This is a genomic window from Mycolicibacterium arabiense (genome assembly GCF_010731815.2).
GTDB lineage: Bacteria > Actinomycetota > Actinomycetes > Mycobacteriales > Mycobacteriaceae > Mycobacterium > Mycobacterium arabiense.
Genome location: NZ_AP022593.1, coordinates 5,835,417 through 5,855,362, shown reverse-complemented (window position 1 = coordinate 5,855,362; position 19,946 = coordinate 5,835,417). Strand labels below are relative to the sequence as shown.

Here is a 19,946-nt window from a genome sequence, read left to right as displayed (position 1 = left end):
GATTCAGTCTAGTGGCCGTGGCGAACGCGCCTCGTGCACTCGTTCCAACCGACCCTCGGTATAGGAGGCGATCTGATCGATCACGACGCGCAACCGCGCCCCGTCGTCGTCGGCCGCCACGAACTCCGGGGCGAACTGCGGGTCGAGGCTGCCAGGTGCCTGCGCCCAGAGCGTCAGTGCGACCTCGTGGATGCGGGTGCGCTGGTCGGCCTGGATCCGCAGGTGACCGTGGTCGGACATGATGAATTGGAGCGCCAGCATCTTGAGCACGGCGACCTCGGTGCGCACCACCGTCGGCACCGCGAGATCGGTGTCGTAGCGCCGCAGCGGTCCGTTGCCCGCGGCGGCCCTGGTCTCGGTGATCGCGGCGTTGGCGAACCGGCCGACGAGTTCGCTCGTCATCTGCTTCAGCGCGACCGACGACGCCAGAGTGCCGTCGTACTTGCCGACCTCCGCCACGACGGGAACCTCGGAGAGCCGCTCGCAGGCGGCGAGCAGGTCGTCGATCGTCAGCGAGGGGAACGCGTCGGCGCCCAGCCGGGCGAGCGACGCGGCGGCGTCGGCGTCGGCCAGCACCCGCAGGTCGATCCGCCCGGAGATCACCCCGTCCTCCACGTCGTGCACGGAGTACGCGACGTCGTCGGCCCAGTCCATCACCTGCGCCTCCAGGCAGGGACGCTCCGCGTCGGCGCCCTCGCGAACCCACTCGGCGGCAGCCATGTCGTCGTCGTAGAACCCGAACTTCCTGCGGTCGAAGCGCTGCCACGGGTACTTCGTCACCGCGTCCAACGCCGCGCGGGTGAGGTTGAGGCCGGCCGACCGGCCGTCGGCGTCGAGGACCTTGGGTTCCAGCCGGGTGAGTATCCGGAAGTTCTGCGCGTTGCCCTCGAACCCGCCGAAGGGCTTCGAGATCTCGTTCAGCGCGCGTTCCCCGTTGTGGCCGTAGGGCGGATGCCCGATGTCGTGGGCGAGGCCCGCCAGGTCGACGAGGTCGGGGTCACAGCCAAGACCGATCGCCATGCCGCGGCCGATCTGCGCGACCTCCAGCGAGTGCGTGAGCCGAGTGCGGGGCGTCTCGCTCTGGCGCGGACCGACCACCTGAGTCTTGTCGGCCAGACGCCGGAACGCAGCGCTGTGCAACACCCGGGCCCGGTCGCGGGCGAAGTCGGTGCGGTGCTCGGCGTTCTCGGTACCCGGCAGCGCGGCACCCTTCGCCGCCTCGACCACCAGTCGCTGTCGGTCGAAGTCGTCGTAGTCGTCGGTCGTGGTGGTCACCGCCGAACAGTCTGCCAGCACCGCGGCACTCGTCAGCCCACCCACTAGATTGGCGCCATGCGCAGGGAACGTCGAGCGGTCCGCCTCATCGGCCTGCTGCTCGCAGCACTGACCATCGGCCTGTTGACGACGCCGACGGCGTGGGCGGACCCGCCCATGCGGTTGGCGAACTACGTCACCGACGACGCGGGTGCGTTGGGCGCAGGGCAGCTCAGGCAGGTGCAGTCGGCCGTCGACGGCCTCTACGACGCTCGCCGAATCCGGCTGTGGGTGGTCTACGTCGACTCCTTCTCGGGCCAGAACGCCGAAGCCTGGGCACGAAGCACGTTCAGCCTCAGCGACTTACAGGAATCGGACGCCATCCTCGCGGTCGCGACCGGTGACCGCGCCTACGCGTTGCTGGTCCCGACCGAGGCAGCGGGCAGCGTCGATGTCGACACGCTGCGGCGCAACGAGGTGGAACCCGCCCTGCGCAAGGGTGACTGGGCCGGCGCCGCCGTCGCCGCCGCAACGGGTCTCGGTGACACCGGCAGTGCGGGCACGATGAACTGGGTGGGGCTGGTCGCCATCCTCGCAGTCATCGCCATCGCCGTCGTGGTGCTGCTCTTCTGGCGCCGGCGCAGGCAGCGCAAGCGCCGGGAAGCCGAGTTCGCCGCAGCGCAGCGCGTCGACCCGACCAGCCCGGAGGCGCTGGCGTCGCTGTCCATCGACGCGCTCGACGATCTGTCCCGGTCGATCGTGGTCGAGGTCGACAACGCCGTGCGCACCAGCGACAACGAACTGACATTGGCGGTCGACGAGTTCGGCGAGAAGGACACCGCGCCGTTCCGCCAGGCGGTCGACAACGCCAAGACGACGCTCACCCAGGCGTTCAACGTGCGGCAGATCCTCGACGACGCAGCGCCGGAGACACCGCAGCAGCGACGCGACCTGCTGACCAGGGTCATCGTGGCGGCGGCGAAGGCCGACCGCGAACTGGAGGCCCAGGGCGAGGCGTTCGCGCAGCTGCGCGACTTGGTGATCAACGCGCCGAGCCGGCTCGACACGCTGACCCAGCAGATGGTCGACCTCACCGCGCGCATCGAGCCGGCCCGGCAACGGCTCACGGCGTTGCACGCCCAGTTCGCCGAGACCGCGCTGCACTCGATCGCCGGAAACGTCGACGCGGCAAGCCATCGCCTGACGTTCGCCGACCAGAACATCACCGATGCCAGGGCACTGGTCGCCCGTCCCGCGGGCAGCCAGGCCGGTTTGGTGGACTCGATCCACGCGGCCGAATCGGCGCTCGGGCAGGCGCGCACGCTGCTCGACTCGGTCGATAGCGCGGCGACCGACATCAACCGGGCCGTCGCCGGGCTGCCGGATGCGATCGCCGACGGCCAGAGCGGCATCGCCCACGCCGACCAACTGCTCGGGCAGGCGTCGCTCCCCCGGGCGGCCGAACTCCGGGCCGCCCGCGACGCCGCCGCGACCGCGGTGGCGAACGCGCAGAGCAACGGTGGCGCCGATCCGCTGGGCGCATTCACCGCACTCACCCAGGCCGACGCCGAACTCGACCACCTGCTGTCGACCATCACCGAGGAACGCGAGGCGGCCGAACGCATGAGCCGCGCGTTCGACTCGGCGCTGTTCGCCGCGCAGTCCCGGGTGCGATCGGTGTCGGACTTCATCGACACCCGGCGCGGCAGCGTCGGACCCGAGGCCCGCACCCGGCTGGCCGAGGCGGTCCGTCAACTCGACGCCGCCCAGGCCAAGCGCACGACGAACCTCTCCGAGGCGATCGCGCACGCCAACGGCGCGGCCCTGCTCGCGGGCCAGGCGCAGACGCTGGCGAACGCCGACGTGAGCAACGCCCAGCAGAACTACATGGGGGGCGGCGGCTACGGCGGAGGCGGAGGCAACGCCGGCGCCATAATCGGCGGAATCCTCATCGGCAACATCCTGTCCGGCGCGATGCGCGGCGGCTTCGGCGGTGGTGGCGGCTTCGGCGGTGGGGGCGGGTTCAGCCCGGGCTCGTTCGGCGGGTCCGGCGGCGGCGGTGGCGGTTTCAGCGGGGGCGGCGGGCGGTTCTAACTTCCCGCGAGCGTGCGTGTCTGCGGGCGACACGCCGGGCGAAAACCCGAGTTCACGCACGCTCACGCCGCGCGGGTCCGCGTCAGGTCTCGCCGAATGCCGAGCACGGTGTCGACCGGCCGCCGCCTGACGTCGTCGAACACGATCGACGTCACCGTCCAGTCCATCTCTGCCAGCGCCGCGCGTTTCTGCCGGTCCCGACGGAGGGCTTCGGGGTCGCTGTGCCAGTCGAACCCGTCGTACTCGACGGCGACCTTGCGATCCGGCCACGCGAAGTCCAGCCGCCAGAGTCGGCCCGACCGGTCGATGACGTCGTATTGCAGTTCGGGCGTTGGCAATCCGCCGTCGAGCATCACGAGCCGGGCTTCGCTCTCCATCGGCGATTCGGCGCGTGGATCGGCCAGCGGAATGAGTTCGCGGACGGCCACGATCCCGCGGCGACCGAACTGCTCGACGGCAGCGAAGTGCAGGTCTCGCCGTTCGCACGTGCCGGATCGCAGTGCGGCGTCGAGTATCGCGAGCGCCCGCGGTCGACGAAGGCCGCGAGCCACCTCGACGGCGGTCCACGCCGGGGTCGTCGCCCTACGGCCATCGACGCGGCCCAACGGCGCACCGTCACGACGGTGGACCACCAGCCCGTCTGAGTTGCGCAACTGGTGTCGAACCGGGTTGAGGACGTGCAGGTCGGCGTCACCCTCGGTGTCGAAGCCGTAAGCCGCGGCCGCAGTGCCGAGGCACATCGCGACCTGCTCACCGGCACGAAGGTCGAGCCCGCGCAGGCGAATCCCGTCGTCGGGTTCGCCAGCGCAATAGATGCCCGGCCATACCTTGGTCAGCTCACCGCGATCGATCCGGCGGTCGAGCTGACTGCGGGTCAGCACCGTCAGTAGTTGGCCCGTACCCGCCACGCCGCCTTGAGCTTCGAGAAGCCGTTCCACCCCGTCCACGCGGTCGATCGTGACCTCGCCGGTGATTGCACCGCCAGACCGCTAGGGAAATCTGGGGATGAACCCGCGACTGGGGACGAGCGAGCGTGCGTGAACTCGGGTCCGGGCGCGGCGTGTCGCCCGCAGACACGCACGCTCGCGGGTAGAAGAACTCGCGGGAAGAGGGGGAAAGACCTAGCAGCCCTTGAGGCGTACGGCCAGGTAGTTGGACACCTCGGAGATGGCGACGCGCTCCTGGGTCATGGCGTCGCGCTCGCGGATGGTGACTGCCTGATCCTCGAGCGAGTCGAAGTCGATCGTGATGCAGAACGGCGTGCCGATCTCATCCTGGCGCCGATAACGACGACCGATCGCGCCTGCGTCGTCGAAGTCGACGTTCCACGACCTGCGCAGCTCGGCGGCCAGGTCGCGTGCCTTGGGCGACAGGTCCGCGTGGCGCGACAGCGGCAGCACCGCCGCCTTGACCGGCGCCAGACGCGGGTCGAGGCGCAGCACCGTGCGCTTGTCGACGCCACCCTTGGCGTTGGGCGCCTCGTCCTCGGTGTACGCGTCGACCAGGAACGCCATCAGCGACCGCGTCAGCCCCGCCGCGGGCTCGATCACATATGGCACGAAACGGTTCTCGGTCGCCTGGTCGTAGAACGACAGGTCGGTGCCGGAGTGCTTGGAGTGCGTCGACAGGTCGAAGTCGGTGCGATTGGCGACGCCCTCGAGTTCACCCCACGGGTTGCCCGAGAAGCCGAACTTGTACTCGATGTCGACGGTGCGATCCGAGTAGTGCGACAGCTTCTCCTTCGGGTGCTCGTAGAGCCGCAGGTTCTCGGGATCGATGCCGAGGTCGACGTACCACTGAAACCGGGTGTCGATCCAATACTGGTGCCACTCCGGCGCGGTCGCGGGCTCGACGAAGAACTCCATCTCCATCTGCTCGAACTCGCGGGTGCGGAAGATGAAGTTGCCCGGCGTGATCTCGTTGCGGAAGCTCTTGCCGATCTGGCCGATGCCGAACGGCGGCTTGCGGCGCGACGTGGTCACCACGTTCGCGAAGTTCACGAAGATGCCCTGGGCGGTCTCGGGCCGCAGGTAGTGCATGCCCTCCTCGGACTCGATTGGCCCGAGGTAGGTCTTGAGCATCATGTTGAAGTCACGCGGCGCGGTCCACTGGCCCTTCGTGCCGCAGTCCGGGCAGACGATCTCCTCCATCGGAACGGCGTCCAGGTCGGCCAGGCCGTCCTTGGCCCCGCGCTTCTCGAAGTAGGCCTCCTGCAGGTGATCCTGCCGATGACGCTTGTGGCAGTTCAGACATTCGACCAGCGGGTCGTTGAAGACCTCGACGTGTCCGGAGGCAACCCACACCTCGCGGGGCAGGATGATCGCGCTGTCCAGGCCCACGACGTCGTCGCGGCCGGTGACCATCGACCGCCACCACTGTCGCTTGATGTTCTCCTTGAGTTCGACCCCGAGTGGGCCGTAGTCCCACGCCGACTTCGTACCCCCGTAGATCTCGCCGGACTGATAGACCAGGCCACGGCGTTTCGCCAGGTTCGCAACGGTGTCGATGATGGATGCCACGGGTTCATAGCCTAGTCAGGCGCGTGCCCGGCCATCGCCCTGGCGTAGGCCCACCGGACGATCGACGCGTTGACATGCAGCATTCCGCATGTATTCTGACTTCTAATGAAAACCGTTTCCAGTTTGGCAGATCACTCGCAGGGTGGCCAGGAGAAGGGCGTCCAAGAGCACGGCAGCCACGAGCACCACGGCCACGACGGGCCCCCTCCGCTCGACCTGCCGCCGCGCGAGGTCCTCGACTCGGCGGGCGAACTGCTGCGAGCGCTGGCAGCGCCCGTCCGCATCGCGATCGTCCTGCAGCTCCGGGAGTCCTCGCGGTGCGTCCACGAACTCGTCGACTCACTCGAGGTGCCGCAGCCACTGGTCAGCCAGCACCTGCGCATCCTCAAGTCCGCAGGCGTCGTCGCAGGCGAGCGGTCTGGACGCGAGGTCTACTACCGCCTCGTCGACCACCATCTGTGCGACATCGTGCTCGCCGCCGTCGACCACTCCGCCGAGGATCACTCGTGACGGGCGTCGCGGTTCGGTCCACGAAGCAGCGCGCCGCCATTGCGGCACTGCTCGAGAACGTCGACGAATTCCGCTCCGCGCAGGAACTGCACGACGAACTGCGCCGCCGCGGCGAGGGCATCGGCCTGACCACCGTGTACCGGACGCTGCAGACCATGGCCGCCTCCGGGCTGGTCGACAGCCTGCGCACCGACACCGGCGAATCGGTTTACCGCCGCTGCTCCGCCCACCATCACCACCACCTGGTGTGCCGCGGGTGCGGAACCGCCGTCGAGGTGCAGGGCGGTGCAGCCGAGAAGTGGGCCGCCGACGTGGCGCGCGAACACGGCTTCACCGACGTCACGCACACCATCGAGATCTTCGGCGTGTGCGGTGACTGCGTGCCCGCCGACTCAGCCGGTTAGCGCCGCCCGCACGTCGACCCCGGCGGACAGCACCAGCATCACCAACGTGCGCAGCGCCTCGTCGCCGAGACCCGCCGCCGGGAAGTTGTAGCGCAGCATCACGTCGGCGACCTTCTTGGCGCCCGTCTTTCGCGTCGCCGACGCCTTCGTCGCACCGTTGGCCGGCGACTCCACCAGCTTCTCCACCAGCACCACCGAGCCCAGCATCGTCCGCCCGGCGTGCTCGACGACGCGTTCGCGCGTCTTGTTGGTCAGCGGCAGGTCCCACGCCAACGGCTGCGACAGCGACACCATCTCGAGGCCGTCGGCGATCGTCACCACCCGGATCGACGCGACGGTGCCTGCATGGCTGACCGTCAGGCCGTCGTCGTCCTCCTCGAGCACCGTCGTGACGTCGCGGAGCACCGACGACAGCCGCTCCAGCAGCGACATCAGGCTCCCCCACCCAGGCTCATCAGGCTCTACCGAAACGACGATTGCGGTTGACGTACTCCACGCAGGCCTCCCACAGGTCGCGGCGGTCGTAGTCCGGCCACAGCTTGTCCTGAAACACGAACTCGGCGTACGCCGCCTGCCAGATCAGGAAGTTGCTCGCCCGCTGCTCCCCCGACGTCCTGATGAACAGGTCGACGTCGGGGATGTCGGCGCGGTGCAGGTGCTTGGCGAACGTCGCCTCGCCGATCCGGTTTGGGTTGATCTTGCCGTCGGCAGCCAGTTGCGCGAGTTCCCTTGTGGCCTCGATGATCTCGGTACGGCCGCCGTAGTTCACGCAGTAGTTGATCGTGATGACGTCGTTGCCGACGGTCATCTGCTCGGCGATGTCGAACTCCTTGATGACGCTGCGCCACATCCGCGGCCGCGAGCCCACCCAGCGCATCCGCACGCCCATCGCGTTGAGGTTCTCCCGCCGCCGCCGCACGACCTCGCGGTTGAAGCCCATCAGGAAGCGAACCTCCTCGGTGCTGCGCTTCCAGTTCTCCGTGGAGAACGCGTACACCGTGAGGTGCTTGACGCCGATCTCGATGGCGCCGCAGGTGATGTCGATCAGCACCGCCTCGCCCATCTTGTGGCCCTCGGTGCGGCCGAGACCGCGCTGGGTCGCCCAGCGGCCGTTGCCGTCCATCACCACCGCGACGTGCTGGGGCACCTGGCCTTCCGGAATCTGCGGAGCCGACGCCTTGGAGGGATGCTGCGGCGGACGGGAGAACCTGCCGTTCGTGCCCGGCGGCAGCTCGGGGAACGGCACGGGCCACGTGGACTTGTCCGGAAAGGTCGGGTAGTCCTCAGGCGCTGGAGGCAGTTGTGGGTAGGTCTCCTTGCCCGCGCCCCGCATCAAAGCCATGGGACTCATCCTGCCCGACCAGAGGAATCCGGCGTCCGTCGACCGTGGCGGTGACCGCGGCGTCGACCCGGTAGACCCGTTCCACCAGCGGCAACGTCCGCATCTGGCGTTCCAGGTGCCACTGCAGGTGTGCGGCCACCAGACCACTGGCCTGGCTGCGGTGCGCGGGCGTGGACGCCTCGGCCACGTCCCAGTCCCCGTCGTGCAGCGCGGCCATCAGGTCCACCACGCCCTGGGGCGGCGTGATCGACCCCGACGGACGGCAGTGCATGCAGACACTTCCACCGGCGGCGACGTGGAACGCCCGGTGCGGCCCCGGCGTGGCGCAGCGCGCGCACTCGACGAGCGCAGGCGCCCAGCCCGCAATCGACATGGCCCGCAGCAGGTATGCGTCCAGGACCAGCTCGCGAGCCCGTGCGCCGTCGGCCACGGCCCGCAGCGCCGCCACGGTCAGCCGGTGCAGGGCAGGCGCCGGGGCGTGCTCCTCGCCTGCGATCCGCTCGGCGGTCTCCAACACCGCGCACCCGGAGGTGTAGCGGCCGTAGTCGCTGACGATGTCGGTGGCGAAGGCGTCGATGGCCTGCACCTGGGTGACGATGTCGAGGTTGCGCCCCGGGTGCAGCTGAACGTCGATGTGCGCGAACGGCTCGAGCCGGGCGCCGAACTTGCTGCGGGTACGGCGAACGCCCTTGGCGACGGCGCGCACCAGACCGTGGTCGCGGGTGAGCAACGTCACGATCCGGTCGGCCTCGCCGAGCTTGTGCTGCCGCAGCACCACTGCTCGATCCCGGTACAACCGCATCGCTCCAGTCTTGCACCAGACGGTGACGTCGTCGGCGAGGCCGGACCGTGATTTACGACCGATATTCTCGAACCAACATGGTTCTGACTCCACCCAAGGCATCCGCCAAGCGTTCGTCCGCCTCTCGATTCCCCACGCTGACGCAGCAGCTGTTCCAGCTCGCCAGCGGCCAGACCACATCCGAGAAGCTGGTCAGACGCTCGTTGGACGCGATCACCGCGAGCCAGCCGACCCTCAACGCCTTCCGCGTCGTCATGGCCGAACAGGCCATCGCCGACGCCCGCAAGGCCGACCGGATGCGCGCGGGCGGTCAGTACCTGCCGCTGCTCGGCGTCCCGCTCGCGGTCAAGGACGACGTCGACGTCGCGGGGGTACCGACGCGCTTCGGCACCGCAGGCGACCCGCTTCCCGCGACCGCCGACAGCGAGGTGGTCCGCCGGCTGCGCGCAGCGGGTGCGGTCATCGTCGGCAAGACCAACACCTGCGAACTCGGTCAGTGGCCGTTCACCAGCGGACCGGGCTTCGGCCACACCCGCAACCCCTGGTCGCGGCACCACTCGCCCGGCGGCTCGTCGGGCGGCAGTGCGGCGGCAGTGGCCGCAGGTCTGGTGACGGCGGCCATCGGCTCCGACGGCGCCGGCAGCGTGCGCATCCCCGCGGCGTGGACCCACCTGGTCGGCATCAAGCCGCAGCGCGGCCGGATCTCGACGTGGCCGCTGCCCGAGGCGTTCAACGGCATCACCGTCAACGGCGTGCTCGCACGGACGGTGACCGACGCGGCGCTGGTGCTCGACGCGGCGTCGGGCAACGTCGACGGCGACCTGCACCGGCCACCACCCATCCGCGCGACGGACCACGTCGCTCAGGCCCCCGGTCAGCTGACCGTGGCGATGTCGACCGAGTTCCCGTACACCTTCTTCCGCGCGAAGCTGCACCCCGAGATCCGCGCGGCCATGACGACCGTCGCGAACCAGCTCGAGGAACTCGGGCACACGGTGCGGACCGCGAACCCCGACTACGGCGTGCGGATGTCGTGGGACTTCCTGTCCCGGTCGACGTCGGGTCTGCTGGATTGGGCCGACCGGCTCGGGCCCCTCGTCGAGTGGGAGAAGCGCACGACGGCCAACATGCGGACCGGACGGTTGCTGTCCGAGCAGGTGCTGCGCAAGGCGCGCCGGCGCGAGGCCGAGGCGCAGCGACGGATCGGGTGGATCTTCAACCTGGCCGACGTGGTCCTCGCCCCGACCACCGCGATGCCGCCACCCGGTGTGCACGACTACGACGGACGCGGCGGGTTGGCGACGGATCGCGCGATGATCCGCGAGTGCCCGGTGACCTGGCCGTGGAATCTGTTGGGCTGGCCGTCGATCAGCATCCCCGCGGGCTTCACCTCCGACGGGCTGCCGATCGGGGTGCAGCTGATGGGACCGGCCAACAGCGAGCCGCTGCTGATCTCGCTGGCGGCCGAACTCGAAGTCGTCGGCAACTGGGCCACCCGCCAGCCCGACCCGTGGTGGGCGGAGCCGGCCTGACCCGCCGAGCCTAGAAGCCCAGTCGGCCCAGCTGTTTCGGGTCGCGCTGCCAATTCTTGGCGATCTTGACGCGCAGTTCCAGGTACACCTTCGTGCCGAGCAGTTTCTCGATCTGGGTGCGCGCGGCGGTACCGACCTCGCGGAGGCGGGCGCCGCCCTTGCCGATGATGATGCCCTTCTGGCTGTCACGCTCGACGTACAGGATCGCGTGCACGTCGATCAGGTCGTCACGGCCTTCGCGTTCGTTGACCTCGTCGATGACGACCGCCAGCGAGTGCGGCAGTTCGTCGCGGACGCCCTCGAGCGCGGCCTCCCGGATGAGTTCGGCCATGAGGACTTCCTCCGGCTCGTCGGTCAGCTCACCGTCGGGATAGAACGCCGGACCGGGCGGCAGTTGAGCGACGAGCACGTCGATCAGCACGTCGAGCTGCTCGCCCGCCGTTGCGGACACCGGCACGATCTCCGCTGTGCCGCCGGTCAATTCGCTCACGGCAATCAGCTGAGCGGCCACCTTCTCCCGCGACACCTTGTCGGTCTTGGTGACGACGACGACGAACGTGGTCCGCGGGGCGATGTCACGGATCTGTTGGTAGATCCAGCGATCACCCGGGCCGATGGCCTCGTCGGCGGGAATGCACATCCCGATGACGTCGACTTCGGAGTAGGTTCCCTTGACCAGTTCGTTGAGGCGTTGCCCCAGCAGGGTGCGGGGTCGGTGCAGACCGGGGGTGTCGACGAGCACGATCTGGAAGTCGTCGCGATGGACGATCCCGCGGATCGTGTGGCGCGTGGTCTGCGGGCGGTTGGACGTGATCGCGACCTTCTCGCCGACCAGCGCGTTGGTGAGCGTCGACTTGCCGGTGTTGGGCCGGCCCACGAAGCAGACGAAGCCGGAACGGAATTCGGTCACGCGAGCCTCATAGCGGCGTGCCCGCCCGGTCGGTGACGATCACCGAGGCGTCGGCGGACATCTCGCGAACGGCGGCCACTCCCGCATCGTCGGCCGAACCGCCCACCAGCACGGCGGCTTCCAGGCCGACGGCGCCGCTGGACACGGCGGCGGCGACCGCGGCTTGCAGTGCCGTCAGGGTCAACGCGTCGAGGGTGACGGGGGCGCCTGCGTACGTACGGCCGTCGAGATCGCGGACGGCCGCACCGGTGCCCGCCTCGGCTCGCGCCATCGCCCCACGGGCGAGTACGACGAGCTTGGCGTCCTCGGCGTCGAGTTCGCTCACTCGAGTTCCCTTCTCATCGGTCCTCATCGTCATCGCCTTCACCGTTCTCGTCGCCATCGGTGCGGGTCACCAGCACGGTGCCGACGCGCACCCGGCCGCGATGGTCGCGGCCGCCCTCGGCGCGCAGTCGCAGTGGGCCCCACGCGACTTCGGCACCCGGTAGCGGGACCCTGCCCAGTTCGTGGGCGAGCAGCCCACCGACGGTGTCGACGTCATCGAGGTCGCTGCTGATGTCGAGGCCGTCGAACAGCTCTTCCAGGTCGTCCAGCGGTACCCGGGCCGAGACCCGGAACTGGTTGTCGCCGAGATCTTCCCAGGGCTGCACTTCGTCGGTGTCGTACTCGTCGGCGATCTCGCCGACGATCTCCTCAAGGACGTCTTCGATGGTGGCCAGTCCGGCGATGGCGCCGTACTCGTCGACCAGGAGCGTCATGTGGTTCCGGTCGCGCTGCATCTCGCGCAGCAGTTCGTCGAGTGGCTTGGAGTCCGGCACGAAGACCGCGGGCCGCATGACGTCGGAGACCTTGGTGTCGCGGCCCCCGTTGGTCGAGTAGTAGGTCTGCTCGACGAGGTCCTTGAGGAAGACGACGCCCACGACGTCGTCGACGTTCTCGCCGATGACCGGTATGCGCGAGTGCCCGCTGCGCACCGCGAGCGACGTGGCCTGGCCGGCCGTCTTGTCGGCTTCGATCCACACCATCTCGGTGCGCGGCACCATGATCTCGCGCACGGCGGTGTCGCCCAGTTCGAAGACCGACTGGATCATCCGGCGCTCGTCGTCGGCCACCACGCCGCTCTGCTGGGCGAGGTCGACGACCTCACGCAGTTCGATCTCGGACGCGAACGGTCCGTTGCGGAACCCGCGACCGGGGGTCAGCGCGTTGCCGAGCAGCACGAGCAGGCGGCTGATCGGAGTCAGCAGCACCGAGATCGCCTGCAGCGGAAGGGCCGAGATCAACGCGATCGTGTAGGCGTTCTGCCGTCCGAGGGTGCGCGGCCCCACGCCGATCGCGACGAAGCTGACCACCACCATGATCGCCGCCGCGACCACCAGTCCCCAGCCGAAGCCGAGACGCTCTTCCAGATAGGCGACCAGCATGACCGTCGCGATGGTCTCGCATGTGATGCGCAGCAGGACGACGAGGTTGATGTAGCGCGGCCGGTCGTGCATGAGCCTCGCCAGACGGGCGGCGCCCGGCCGTTCGTCGCGGACGAGTTCGTCCACCCGCGCCATCGACACGGTGCTCACCGCGGCGTCGACGGCGGCGAACAATCCGCCGATGAGGATCAGCGCGATGGCCCCGAGCAGGGGCGTCAGGCCCGTCACGATTGATCGTAGAAGCGCGACTCGTCGAGCAGCCTTCGGTCGCGTTCGGTCTGCCGTTCCCGGTGATATTCGTCGACCTGGGCGGCGACCCACTCCTCGAGCAGTTCGCGTTGCAAGGCGAACATCTCCTTCTCCTCATCGGGTTCGGCGTGGTCGTAGCCCAACAGGTGCAGCACGCCGTGCACGGTCAGCAGCGCGAGTTCCTGGCCGAGCGAATGCCCCGCCGTCTCGGCCTGTTTGGCGGCGAACTCGGGGCACAGCACGATGTCGCCGAGCATGGACGGTCCCGGTTCGGGGGCGTCGGGCCGTCCGCCGGGTTCCAGTTCGTCCATCGGGAAGCTCATGACGTCGGTCGGACCGGGCAGGTCCATCCACCGCATGTGCAGGTCGGCCATCGCGGCCGTGTCGAGCAGCACCATCGACAACTCGGCGGCGGGGTTGACGTCCATCCGCTCGATGACGAACTTGGCGACGCTGATCAGCTCGGTCTCCGAGACGTCCAGCCCGGATTCGTTCGATACCTCGATGCTCACCGGCGCGGCCTGCCCGCATTCGCCCGGCGCTGGGAACGGTTCAGCGCACCCGAGTCTTCGTGCCTGGCATAGGCGTCCACGATCTCGGCCACCAGGCGGTGTCGCACGACGTCGGCGCTGGTGAGTTCGGCGATGTGGATGTCGCTGATGCCGTCGAGGATGTCGACCGCGGCCCGTAGACCCGAGCGGGCGCCGCCGGGCAGGTCGATCTGGGTGGTGTCACCCGTGACGACGATCTTCGACCCAAATCCCAAGCGGGTCAAGAACATCTTCATCTGCTCGGCAGTGGTGTTCTGCGCCTCGTCGAGCACCACGAAGGCGTCGTTGAGGGTGTTGTGCGTGAGCAGGAAGTCCTCGGTGACGTAGAGCGAGTCTGCTGCAGCGACCCGGATGCACACCGCTTCCTCGGTGCCGGCTTGTTCGATCGATTCGACGTACCGTTTCGGCTGGCCGCCACCACACTCGTCGTACTTGGCGGCCTTGCGCGCGAGCCGGAAGGGAACGACGCCCCCCGGGAGTCGGATGTCGACGACGTGCGCGTCGTGCCGGTAGGGAATCTCGCGTCCCCTGGCCAGACCGGGCTTCCGGCCCTCTGCAACGCGGGTACGGCTGTATGCGACCCCGCCCAGCGACTGCACCAGGAACACGACGTCGTCGCGCAGCTGATCCGAGACCGTCGTGTACTGGATCCGGCAGCTGCGTCCCGTCTGGGTGACCGGCCCGCCGTCGGTGTCCAGCAGGCCCTGCAGTACCGCCAGCCGTACGTCCGCGGAGTTGAGCAGATAGTCCTTCGGAACGAACTTGTCACTCGACCGCGTGCCGGCCAGTCCCAGCCGCCGCAGGGCACCGGTGACTGGATTCACCTGAGTGATCACCTCACCGGGCGTGGTCACGCGGTTCAGTACGTAGTCGACGTCGGACTTCCGTCGGACGACGATGCCCGGCACGACCCGCTCGAACTCCGCCGCCAACTCCGGATCGGTGGTGGCGAAACTCGGCGTCGTGGTGCACGTGATGCACCCGTCACCGAGGAGCAGTCCCAGGGCGTAAGGATCGAGTGGCACGGAGTGCGCGGGAAACTCGACCGGCGCGTTGAGAAGCGGCAATTCGTAGCGGTGATAGTGCGCCGCGCGCAGATTGCCGATCATCTCCTTGGTCTCGAGGACCCGTGCCGGCTTTCCGCGGCGCCGGTCGGAACGGGTGTAGACGGACCACAGGTGGTCGCCGGACGCCAGCGTCGACGAGCCGTCCTGGGTGGTGACCCGGTAGATGTCCTTGAAGCCCTGGGGATAGACACCCTGGACCTTGGTCGGCCGCCCGTCCGACCCGATGACGAAGTCTCCGACCCGGAGGTCGCCGATCGGCCGGTAACCGGTGGGCGTCAGCACCCGCGTCGACAACGGCTGCGCCCGACCCCGCATGTACGCCAGCGGCGCAACCTCGATCACGCCCGTGCTCATCAGCTTCGGGATGAGTTCGGCGTCCATCATGTCGTGCAGTGCGTCGTAGAGCGGCCGCAGATACGGGTCGATCTTCTCGCTCAGGGTCCCGGGCAGAAAGCCAAGGCGCTCACCGGCTTCCACGGCGGGCCGGGTCAGGATGATGCGCGAGACCTGCTTGCTCTGCAGCGCGCTGACCGCCTTCGCCATCGCGAGGTACGTCTTGCCCGTACCGGCGGGGCCGATGCCGAACACGATGGTGTGCTTGTCGATCGCGTCGACGTAGTGCTTCTGGTTCAGCGTCTTGGGGCGGATCGTCTTGCCACGCCGCGACAGGATGTCCAGCGTCAGGACGTCGGCAGGCGATTCGGAGCCCGACCCCATCAGCATCGACACCGTGTGACGAACCGCGTCGGGGGTCAGGGTCTGACCGCTCGACACCACGGCCATGAGTTCGGTCAGGGCACGTTCGGCGAGGGCGACGTCGGCGGGCTCACCCGAGAGCGTGAGCGCATTGCCGCGCGCATGCACGTCAGCGGTGAGCAGGCCCTCCAGCGCACGCAGGTTCTCGTCGGCAGAGCCGAGTAGGCCCACGACCAGGTCCGGCGGCACGTTGATGTTGCTGCGTACGGGGTTGCTGCTTCGTACCGACGACGAGGCAGCGTTCGTCTCGCGGGGCGTCACGTGGAGTTCAGTGCCTGCTTCCTGGGTTGGCGTGCGTGTCTGTTGCGAGTTTACCGCTGGTCACTGCCACGCCCCAATGGATAACGGCCGGCTCGGTCATCGCCACCTGGGCGTCAGCACGCCGAGCGCCCCCAGGGCGACGGCCGCGGCGGTCGACGTCCGCAGCACCGACGGGCCCAGCACCACCGCGGTGGCACCCGCACCGGCCAACGCGGCGATCTCGCCATCGCTGATCCCGCCCTCCGGCCCGACCAGCAAGAACACCGAGTGGGTGGCCGCGAGGCGACCCGTCAGCGCGGCACCGGTGATCGGTTCGGTGGCCGACTCGTGCAGCGCCAGCACCACCGCGCCCGCGGCGACCTGGGCGGAGACCATGGTCGCGAGCTGGGCGGACGACACGACGGACTCGACGGTCGGGACGTGGGGTCTGCGCGACTGCCTGGCGGCCGACCGGGCCACCGCACGCCACCTGCGCAGCCCCTTGTCGGCCTTCGCCGCGTCCCAGCGCGCCACGCAGCGCTCCGCCTGCCACGCCAGGAACGCATCGGCGCCCGCTTCGGTGGCCAACTCGACGGCCAGTTCCGCACGGTCCGACTTCGGCAGCGCCTGCACGACGGTCACAGTGGGCTTCGGTGGTTCGGTCGTCCGCAGGGTCTCGATGCGGGCGGACAGCCTGCCCTTGGCTACGTCGTCGACGACGCAGTGCGCGACGGTGCCCGCGCCGTCGCCGACGTCGATGCGTTCGCCGACGCGAATCCGCCGCACGTTCGCGGCGTGGAAGCCCTCATCACCGTCGACGACGACCGACTCGGCGCCCTCGGGGAGCGTGTCGACGTAGAACAGCGCGCTGCTCACCAGCGATCCCGCCTCGAGGTCACTCGCGCGTCAGCGACCGGTGAACGTCTCGCGCAGCCGGCTGAACAGGCCGCCGTTCGCGGCAGGCCCGGCATTCGTGGACTTCACCTCGGCGACGTCGCGCACGCGGTGATCCTTGAGCTTGCGCAGCAGATCGGTGTCCGTGTGGTCCAGCCGCGACGGCACGACGACCTCGATGTGGACGTGCAGATCGCCGCGCACGCCCGACCGCAGGTGCGGCATGCCGTGCCCGCGCAGCGTGGTCACCGTGCCCGGCTGCGTGCCCGGAGCGATCGTGATGTCGGTCGGCCCGCTGAGGATCGCGTCGACGCTGACGGTCGTGCCCAGTGCGGCGTCGACCATCGGTACCGAGACCGTGCAGTGCAGGTCGTCGCCGTCGCGGACGAACACGTCGTGCTGCTGCTCGTGCACCTCGACGTACAGGTCGCCCGCGGGTCCGCCGCCGGGGCCGACCTCGCCCTGCGCCGCGAGACGCACGCGCATGCCCTCCCCGACGCCTGCCGGGATCTTGACGCTGACCTCGCGCCGGGCACGCACGCGCCCGTCGCCGCCGCAGCGGTGGCAGGGGTCGGGGATCGTCTCGCCGACGCCGGCGCACACCGGGCAGGGCCGGGTGGTCATGACCTGGCCGAGCAGCGACCGCTGCACGGTCTGCACCTCGCCCTGGCCGTGACAGGTGTCGCAGGTGACCGGGGTGGAGTCGCCGTGGGTGCCCTTGCCCTGGCACACGTCGCACAGGATCGCGGTGTCGACGGTGACCTGCTTGGTCACGCCCGTCGCGCACTCGGTGAGGTCCAGGCGCATCCGCAGCAGCGAGTCCGAGCCGGGACGCACCCGGCCAACCGGACCACGTCCGCCACCGGCACCGCCACCGAAGAACGCCTCGAAGACGTCGCCGAGCCCGCCGAAGCCACTGAAGCCGTTGCCTGCGCCGCCCATGCCGCCGGACTCCATGGGGTCGCCACCCATGTCGACGATGCGACGCCGGTCCGGGTCGGTCAGCACCTCGTAGGCCAGCTTGACCTCGGCGAACTGTTCGGTTGCATCGGGATTGACGTCGGGATGCAGCTCGCGCACCAGTCGTCGGTACGCGCGCTTGATGTCCGAATCACTCGCGCCCTTGCTCAAACCGAGCAGCCCGTAATAATCGCGTGCCACGCCAAACCCTTCCAAGAAACTTCAAGCCGCTCGCGCGGTCCGAATTCGCACCCCTAGCGGGTGCCCAAGACTTCGCCTATGTAGAGAGCAACCGCCGCGACGTTGGCGATGGTTCCCGGATAGTCCATCCGTGTGGGTCCGACCACACCCATGCCGCCGTACACCTTGCCCAGCGAGCCATAGGTCGTGCTGACCACCGAGGTACCGGCCATTTGTTCGGCCTCGGTTTCGTGCCCGATGCGTACCGTGACCTTACCGGCTTGCTGCTGGGCAGCGAGCAGCCGCAGGACGACCACCTGCTCCTCGAGCGCTTCGAGCACCGATCGCAGCGATCCGCCGAAGTCGGCGGTGTTGCGCGTCAGGTTCGCGGTGCCACCGAGCAGGAGGCGTTCCTCCTTGTGCTCGACGAGGGTCTCCACCAGGACGGTGGCGGCGCGGCCCACCGCATCGCCCAGCCCGCCGTGCCCGTCGAGCTGCGACGCCAGGTCGGCGACGTTCACGGACGCCGTCGACAGCGGCTTGCCTTCGAGCGCCTGGCCGAGCCGCTCGCGCAGCTGGGAGAGCTGGTGTTCGTCCAGGGCGTCGCCGAGTTCGACGATGCGCTGATCGACGCGGCCGGTGTCGGTGATGACGACGAGCAGCAACCGTGCGGGTGTGAGGGCGACGACCTCGAGGTGGCGCACCGTCGACGTCGTCAGGGTCGGGTACTGGACGATCGCGACCTGCCGGGTCAGCTGCGCGAGCAGCCGCACCGCGCGGCGCAGGACGTCGTCGAGGTCGACGCCGTCCTCGAGGAACTTGAGGATGGCGCGCCGTTCGCTGGTGGACAGCGGCTTGACGTCGTGCAGCCGGTCGACGAACTCCCGGTACCCCTTCTCGGTGGGCACGCGGCCCGAACTCGTGTGCGGCTGGGCGATGTAGCCCTCGGCTTCGAGCACGGCCATGTCGTTGCGCACCGTGGCACTGGAAACGCCCAGGTTGTGCCGCTCGACCAGCGTCTTGGAGCCGATCGGCTCCTTCGTGGTCACGAAATCGGCGACGATGGCGCGCAACACTTCGAAACGCCGGTCATCGGCACTACTCATGCGTTCACCTACCTCACCTAGAAGCGAACCTTCATTTTACGGTGACCAGCGACGTTGCCGGCGGGCGGCAGACCGATGAGGCCGTCACGATGCCCGGGACAACATCGCTGAGTAGCACTAACCTCTTCTTCATGCCGACGCCGACGTCACGGACTCCTCCACCAGTGACGGCCCGCTCGTGATCTTCAAGGGCGTCCGCGACGGCAAGCCCTATCCCGAGCACGGCCTGTCCCATCGGCAGTGGGCGCAGATCCCGCCGCGGCAGATCCGACTCGACGAACTCGTCACCACGACGACGGTGCTGGCGCTCGACCGGCTGCTGTCGGAGGACTCGACGTTCTACGGCGACCTGTTCCCGCACGCGGTGCGGTGGCAGGGCACGGTCTACCTCGAGGACGGTCTGCACCGCGCCGTGCGGTCGGCGCTGCGCAATCGCACCGTCCTGCACGCCCGCGTGTACGACATGGACCAGCCGTTCGAGAATCAGACCGGCCCCACCCACATCTGATTCCCTATTCTCCGCGAGCGTGCGTGTCTGCGGCCGACACGCCGCGCCCCGACCCGAGTTTGCGCACGCTCGCCGCCGATCCGACCAGGACCGCTAACGCCGCCATCGTCTGCCAGGCATAGATCGTGTAGACGCTCCCCCGCTCCCACGCGCCCACCGGCGGCACCGCGGACAACACCACGGCCAGGCACGCGAGCCCGACGACGCCCAGCACCAGCGACACCGCCAGGTACGCGCGGTACCCGGCGGCGGGCCGCAACGCCCACGCTCCGGCCAGCACGGTGGCGTTGCCGCCGCCGATCGCCATCGCCGCGCCGATGCCGTGCCAGGGCGACGTGGTTCCGCTGTGCACCAGTGCGACCAGGACGTTGCCAACCCCGTTGCACACGGCGAACGCCAGGAACAGCGGCGCCTTCCGGCCGCGGCACAGCAGCCAGCCACCCAGGGGCAGCGCCGCCGCCTGCACCAGGAACGCGAAGTTCATCACCGCCGACCGCGGCGAGATGTCGGGTTGGCCAAGGGAGCTGATGTAGTGGTGGGCGTACTCGTACCCGGGCACGGCCGCAGCGGCAACTGCCTCGGTCACGAAGTACACGACCGCCGAGGCGATCCAGAGCGCTGCTCCGATACGGGCTGCCACCCCG

Annotated in this window: 20 protein-coding genes; 5 read left to right on the top strand and 15 right to left on the bottom strand. The window is 69.1% G+C overall.

The window, feature by feature from the left end; genetic code table 11:
- Positions 1-3 precede the first annotated feature (3 nt).
- Positions 4-1,275 carry a deoxyguanosinetriphosphate triphosphohydrolase gene (locus tag G6N61_RS29790; RefSeq protein ID WP_163924423.1) on the bottom strand — a complete coding sequence of 424 codons (1,272 nt, stop codon included), beginning with the start codon at positions 1,273-1,275 and terminating at the stop codon, positions 4-6.
- 57 nt (positions 1,276-1,332) lie between these two features.
- Here G6N61_RS29790 and G6N61_RS29785 point away from each other — a divergent pair, with 57 nt between their 5' ends.
- Positions 1,333-3,348, top strand: coding sequence for a TPM domain-containing protein (locus tag G6N61_RS29785; RefSeq protein WP_163924422.1), 2,016 nt, complete (start codon positions 1,333-1,335; stop codon positions 3,346-3,348).
- Between the two features lie 62 nt (positions 3,349-3,410).
- Here the strand turns inward: G6N61_RS29785 and G6N61_RS29780 are convergent, their stop codons facing one another.
- Both G6N61_RS29780 and G6N61_RS29775 read right to left on the bottom strand, forming a co-directional pair.
- Positions 3,411-4,295, bottom strand: coding sequence for a type IV toxin-antitoxin system AbiEi family antitoxin (locus G6N61_RS29780; RefSeq protein WP_163924421.1), 885 nt, complete (start codon positions 4,293-4,295; stop codon positions 3,411-3,413).
- 174 nt (positions 4,296-4,469) lie between these two features.
- Positions 4,470-5,867, bottom strand: a complete 1,398-nt coding sequence (locus G6N61_RS29775) for a glycine--tRNA ligase (protein ID WP_163924420.1) — start codon at positions 5,865-5,867, stop codon at positions 4,470-4,472.
- Between the two features lie 105 nt (positions 5,868-5,972).
- On the opposite strand from G6N61_RS29775, the gene G6N61_RS29770 reads away from it, so the two are divergent.
- Together G6N61_RS29770 and G6N61_RS29765 are read left to right on the top strand one after the other, a co-directional pair.
- Positions 5,973-6,377, top strand: a complete 405-nt coding sequence (locus G6N61_RS29770; RefSeq protein ID WP_163924419.1) for an ArsR/SmtB family transcription factor — start codon at positions 5,973-5,975, stop codon at positions 6,375-6,377.
- Complete coding sequence (locus G6N61_RS29765) at positions 6,374-6,781, top strand: Fur family transcriptional regulator (protein WP_163924418.1); 408 nt, start codon at positions 6,374-6,376, stop codon at positions 6,779-6,781. The genes G6N61_RS29770 and G6N61_RS29765 overlap by 4 nt, the downstream gene beginning before the upstream one ends.
- On the opposite strand, the gene G6N61_RS29760 is transcribed toward G6N61_RS29765, so the two are convergent.
- Genes G6N61_RS29760 through recO form a run of 3 tightly spaced genes read right to left on the bottom strand, consistent with a single transcriptional unit; the run spans position 6,770 to position 8,925 of the window.
- Positions 6,770-7,216, bottom strand: coding sequence for a hypothetical protein (locus G6N61_RS29760; protein WP_163925202.1), 447 nt, complete (start codon positions 7,214-7,216; stop codon positions 6,770-6,772). The two genes, G6N61_RS29765 and G6N61_RS29760, sit on opposite strands and share 12 nt — an antisense overlap.
- Before the next feature lie 19 nt (positions 7,217-7,235).
- Positions 7,236-8,123 carry a decaprenyl diphosphate synthase gene (locus G6N61_RS29755; protein WP_235887347.1) on the bottom strand — a complete coding sequence of 296 codons (888 nt, stop codon included), beginning with the start codon at positions 8,121-8,123 and terminating at the stop codon, positions 7,236-7,238.
- On the bottom strand, positions 8,065-8,925 hold the full coding sequence (recO, locus tag G6N61_RS29750) for a DNA repair protein RecO (protein ID WP_163924417.1): 861 nt from the start codon (positions 8,923-8,925) through the stop codon (positions 8,065-8,067). Before recO ends, G6N61_RS29755 begins: the two co-directional genes overlap by 59 nt.
- Before the next feature lie 77 nt (positions 8,926-9,002).
- Here recO and G6N61_RS29745 point away from each other — a divergent pair, with 77 nt between their 5' ends.
- Positions 9,003-10,457: an amidase gene (locus tag G6N61_RS29745; RefSeq protein ID WP_163924416.1), complete on the top strand. Its 1,455-nt coding sequence runs from the start codon at positions 9,003-9,005 to the stop codon at positions 10,455-10,457.
- 10 nt (positions 10,458-10,467) lie between these two features.
- Here G6N61_RS29745 and era read toward each other — a convergent pair whose 3' ends face one another.
- From era to hrcA, 8 genes are all read right to left on the bottom strand, one after another.
- The gene (era, locus tag G6N61_RS29740; protein WP_163924415.1) at positions 10,468-11,367 is read right to left on the bottom strand and encodes a GTPase Era; all 900 of its coding nucleotides are present in this window, start codon (positions 11,365-11,367) and stop codon (positions 10,468-10,470) included.
- Between the two features lie 7 nt (positions 11,368-11,374).
- Positions 11,375-11,692: a cytidine deaminase-like protein gene (locus tag G6N61_RS29735; protein WP_163924414.1), complete on the bottom strand. Its 318-nt coding sequence runs from the start codon at positions 11,690-11,692 to the stop codon at positions 11,375-11,377.
- Between the two features lie 13 nt (positions 11,693-11,705).
- Positions 11,706-13,019 (bottom strand): hemolysin family protein, encoded by a 1,314-nt coding sequence (locus tag G6N61_RS29730; protein WP_163924413.1) that lies wholly within the window; start codon positions 13,017-13,019, stop codon positions 11,706-11,708.
- Positions 13,016-13,552, bottom strand: a complete 537-nt coding sequence (gene ybeY, locus G6N61_RS29725) for an rRNA maturation RNase YbeY (RefSeq protein ID WP_163924412.1) — start codon at positions 13,550-13,552, stop codon at positions 13,016-13,018. The genes G6N61_RS29730 and ybeY overlap by 4 nt, the downstream gene beginning before the upstream one ends.
- Positions 13,549-15,675 carry a PhoH family protein gene (locus G6N61_RS29720; protein ID WP_163924411.1) on the bottom strand — a complete coding sequence of 709 codons (2,127 nt, stop codon included), beginning with the start codon at positions 15,673-15,675 and terminating at the stop codon, positions 13,549-13,551. The genes ybeY and G6N61_RS29720 overlap by 4 nt, the downstream gene beginning before the upstream one ends.
- A gap of 96 nt (positions 15,676-15,771) precedes the next feature.
- Positions 15,772-16,530, bottom strand: a complete 759-nt coding sequence (locus G6N61_RS29715; RefSeq protein WP_163924410.1) for a 16S rRNA (uracil(1498)-N(3))-methyltransferase — start codon at positions 16,528-16,530, stop codon at positions 15,772-15,774.
- A 30-nt stretch (positions 16,531-16,560) separates the two neighbouring features.
- The gene (dnaJ, locus tag G6N61_RS29710; protein ID WP_163924409.1) at positions 16,561-17,709 is read right to left on the bottom strand and encodes a molecular chaperone DnaJ; all 1,149 of its coding nucleotides are present in this window, start codon (positions 17,707-17,709) and stop codon (positions 16,561-16,563) included.
- Between the two features lie 53 nt (positions 17,710-17,762).
- The gene (hrcA, locus tag G6N61_RS29705) at positions 17,763-18,794 is read right to left on the bottom strand and encodes a heat-inducible transcriptional repressor HrcA (protein ID WP_163924408.1); all 1,032 of its coding nucleotides are present in this window, start codon (positions 18,792-18,794) and stop codon (positions 17,763-17,765) included.
- Between the two features lie 178 nt (positions 18,795-18,972).
- Here hrcA and G6N61_RS29700 point away from each other — a divergent pair, with 178 nt between their 5' ends.
- Entirely contained in the window at positions 18,973-19,302 is a 330-nt protein-coding gene (locus tag G6N61_RS29700) for a type II toxin-antitoxin system VapB family antitoxin (protein WP_163924407.1), read from the top strand.
- Positions 19,303-19,306: 4 nt separating this feature from the next.
- On the opposite strand, the gene G6N61_RS29695 is transcribed toward G6N61_RS29700, so the two are convergent.
- Positions 19,307-19,942 (bottom strand): DUF998 domain-containing protein, encoded by a 636-nt coding sequence (locus G6N61_RS29695; protein ID WP_163924406.1) that lies wholly within the window; start codon positions 19,940-19,942, stop codon positions 19,307-19,309.
- Positions 19,943-19,946: the final 4 nt, after the last annotated feature.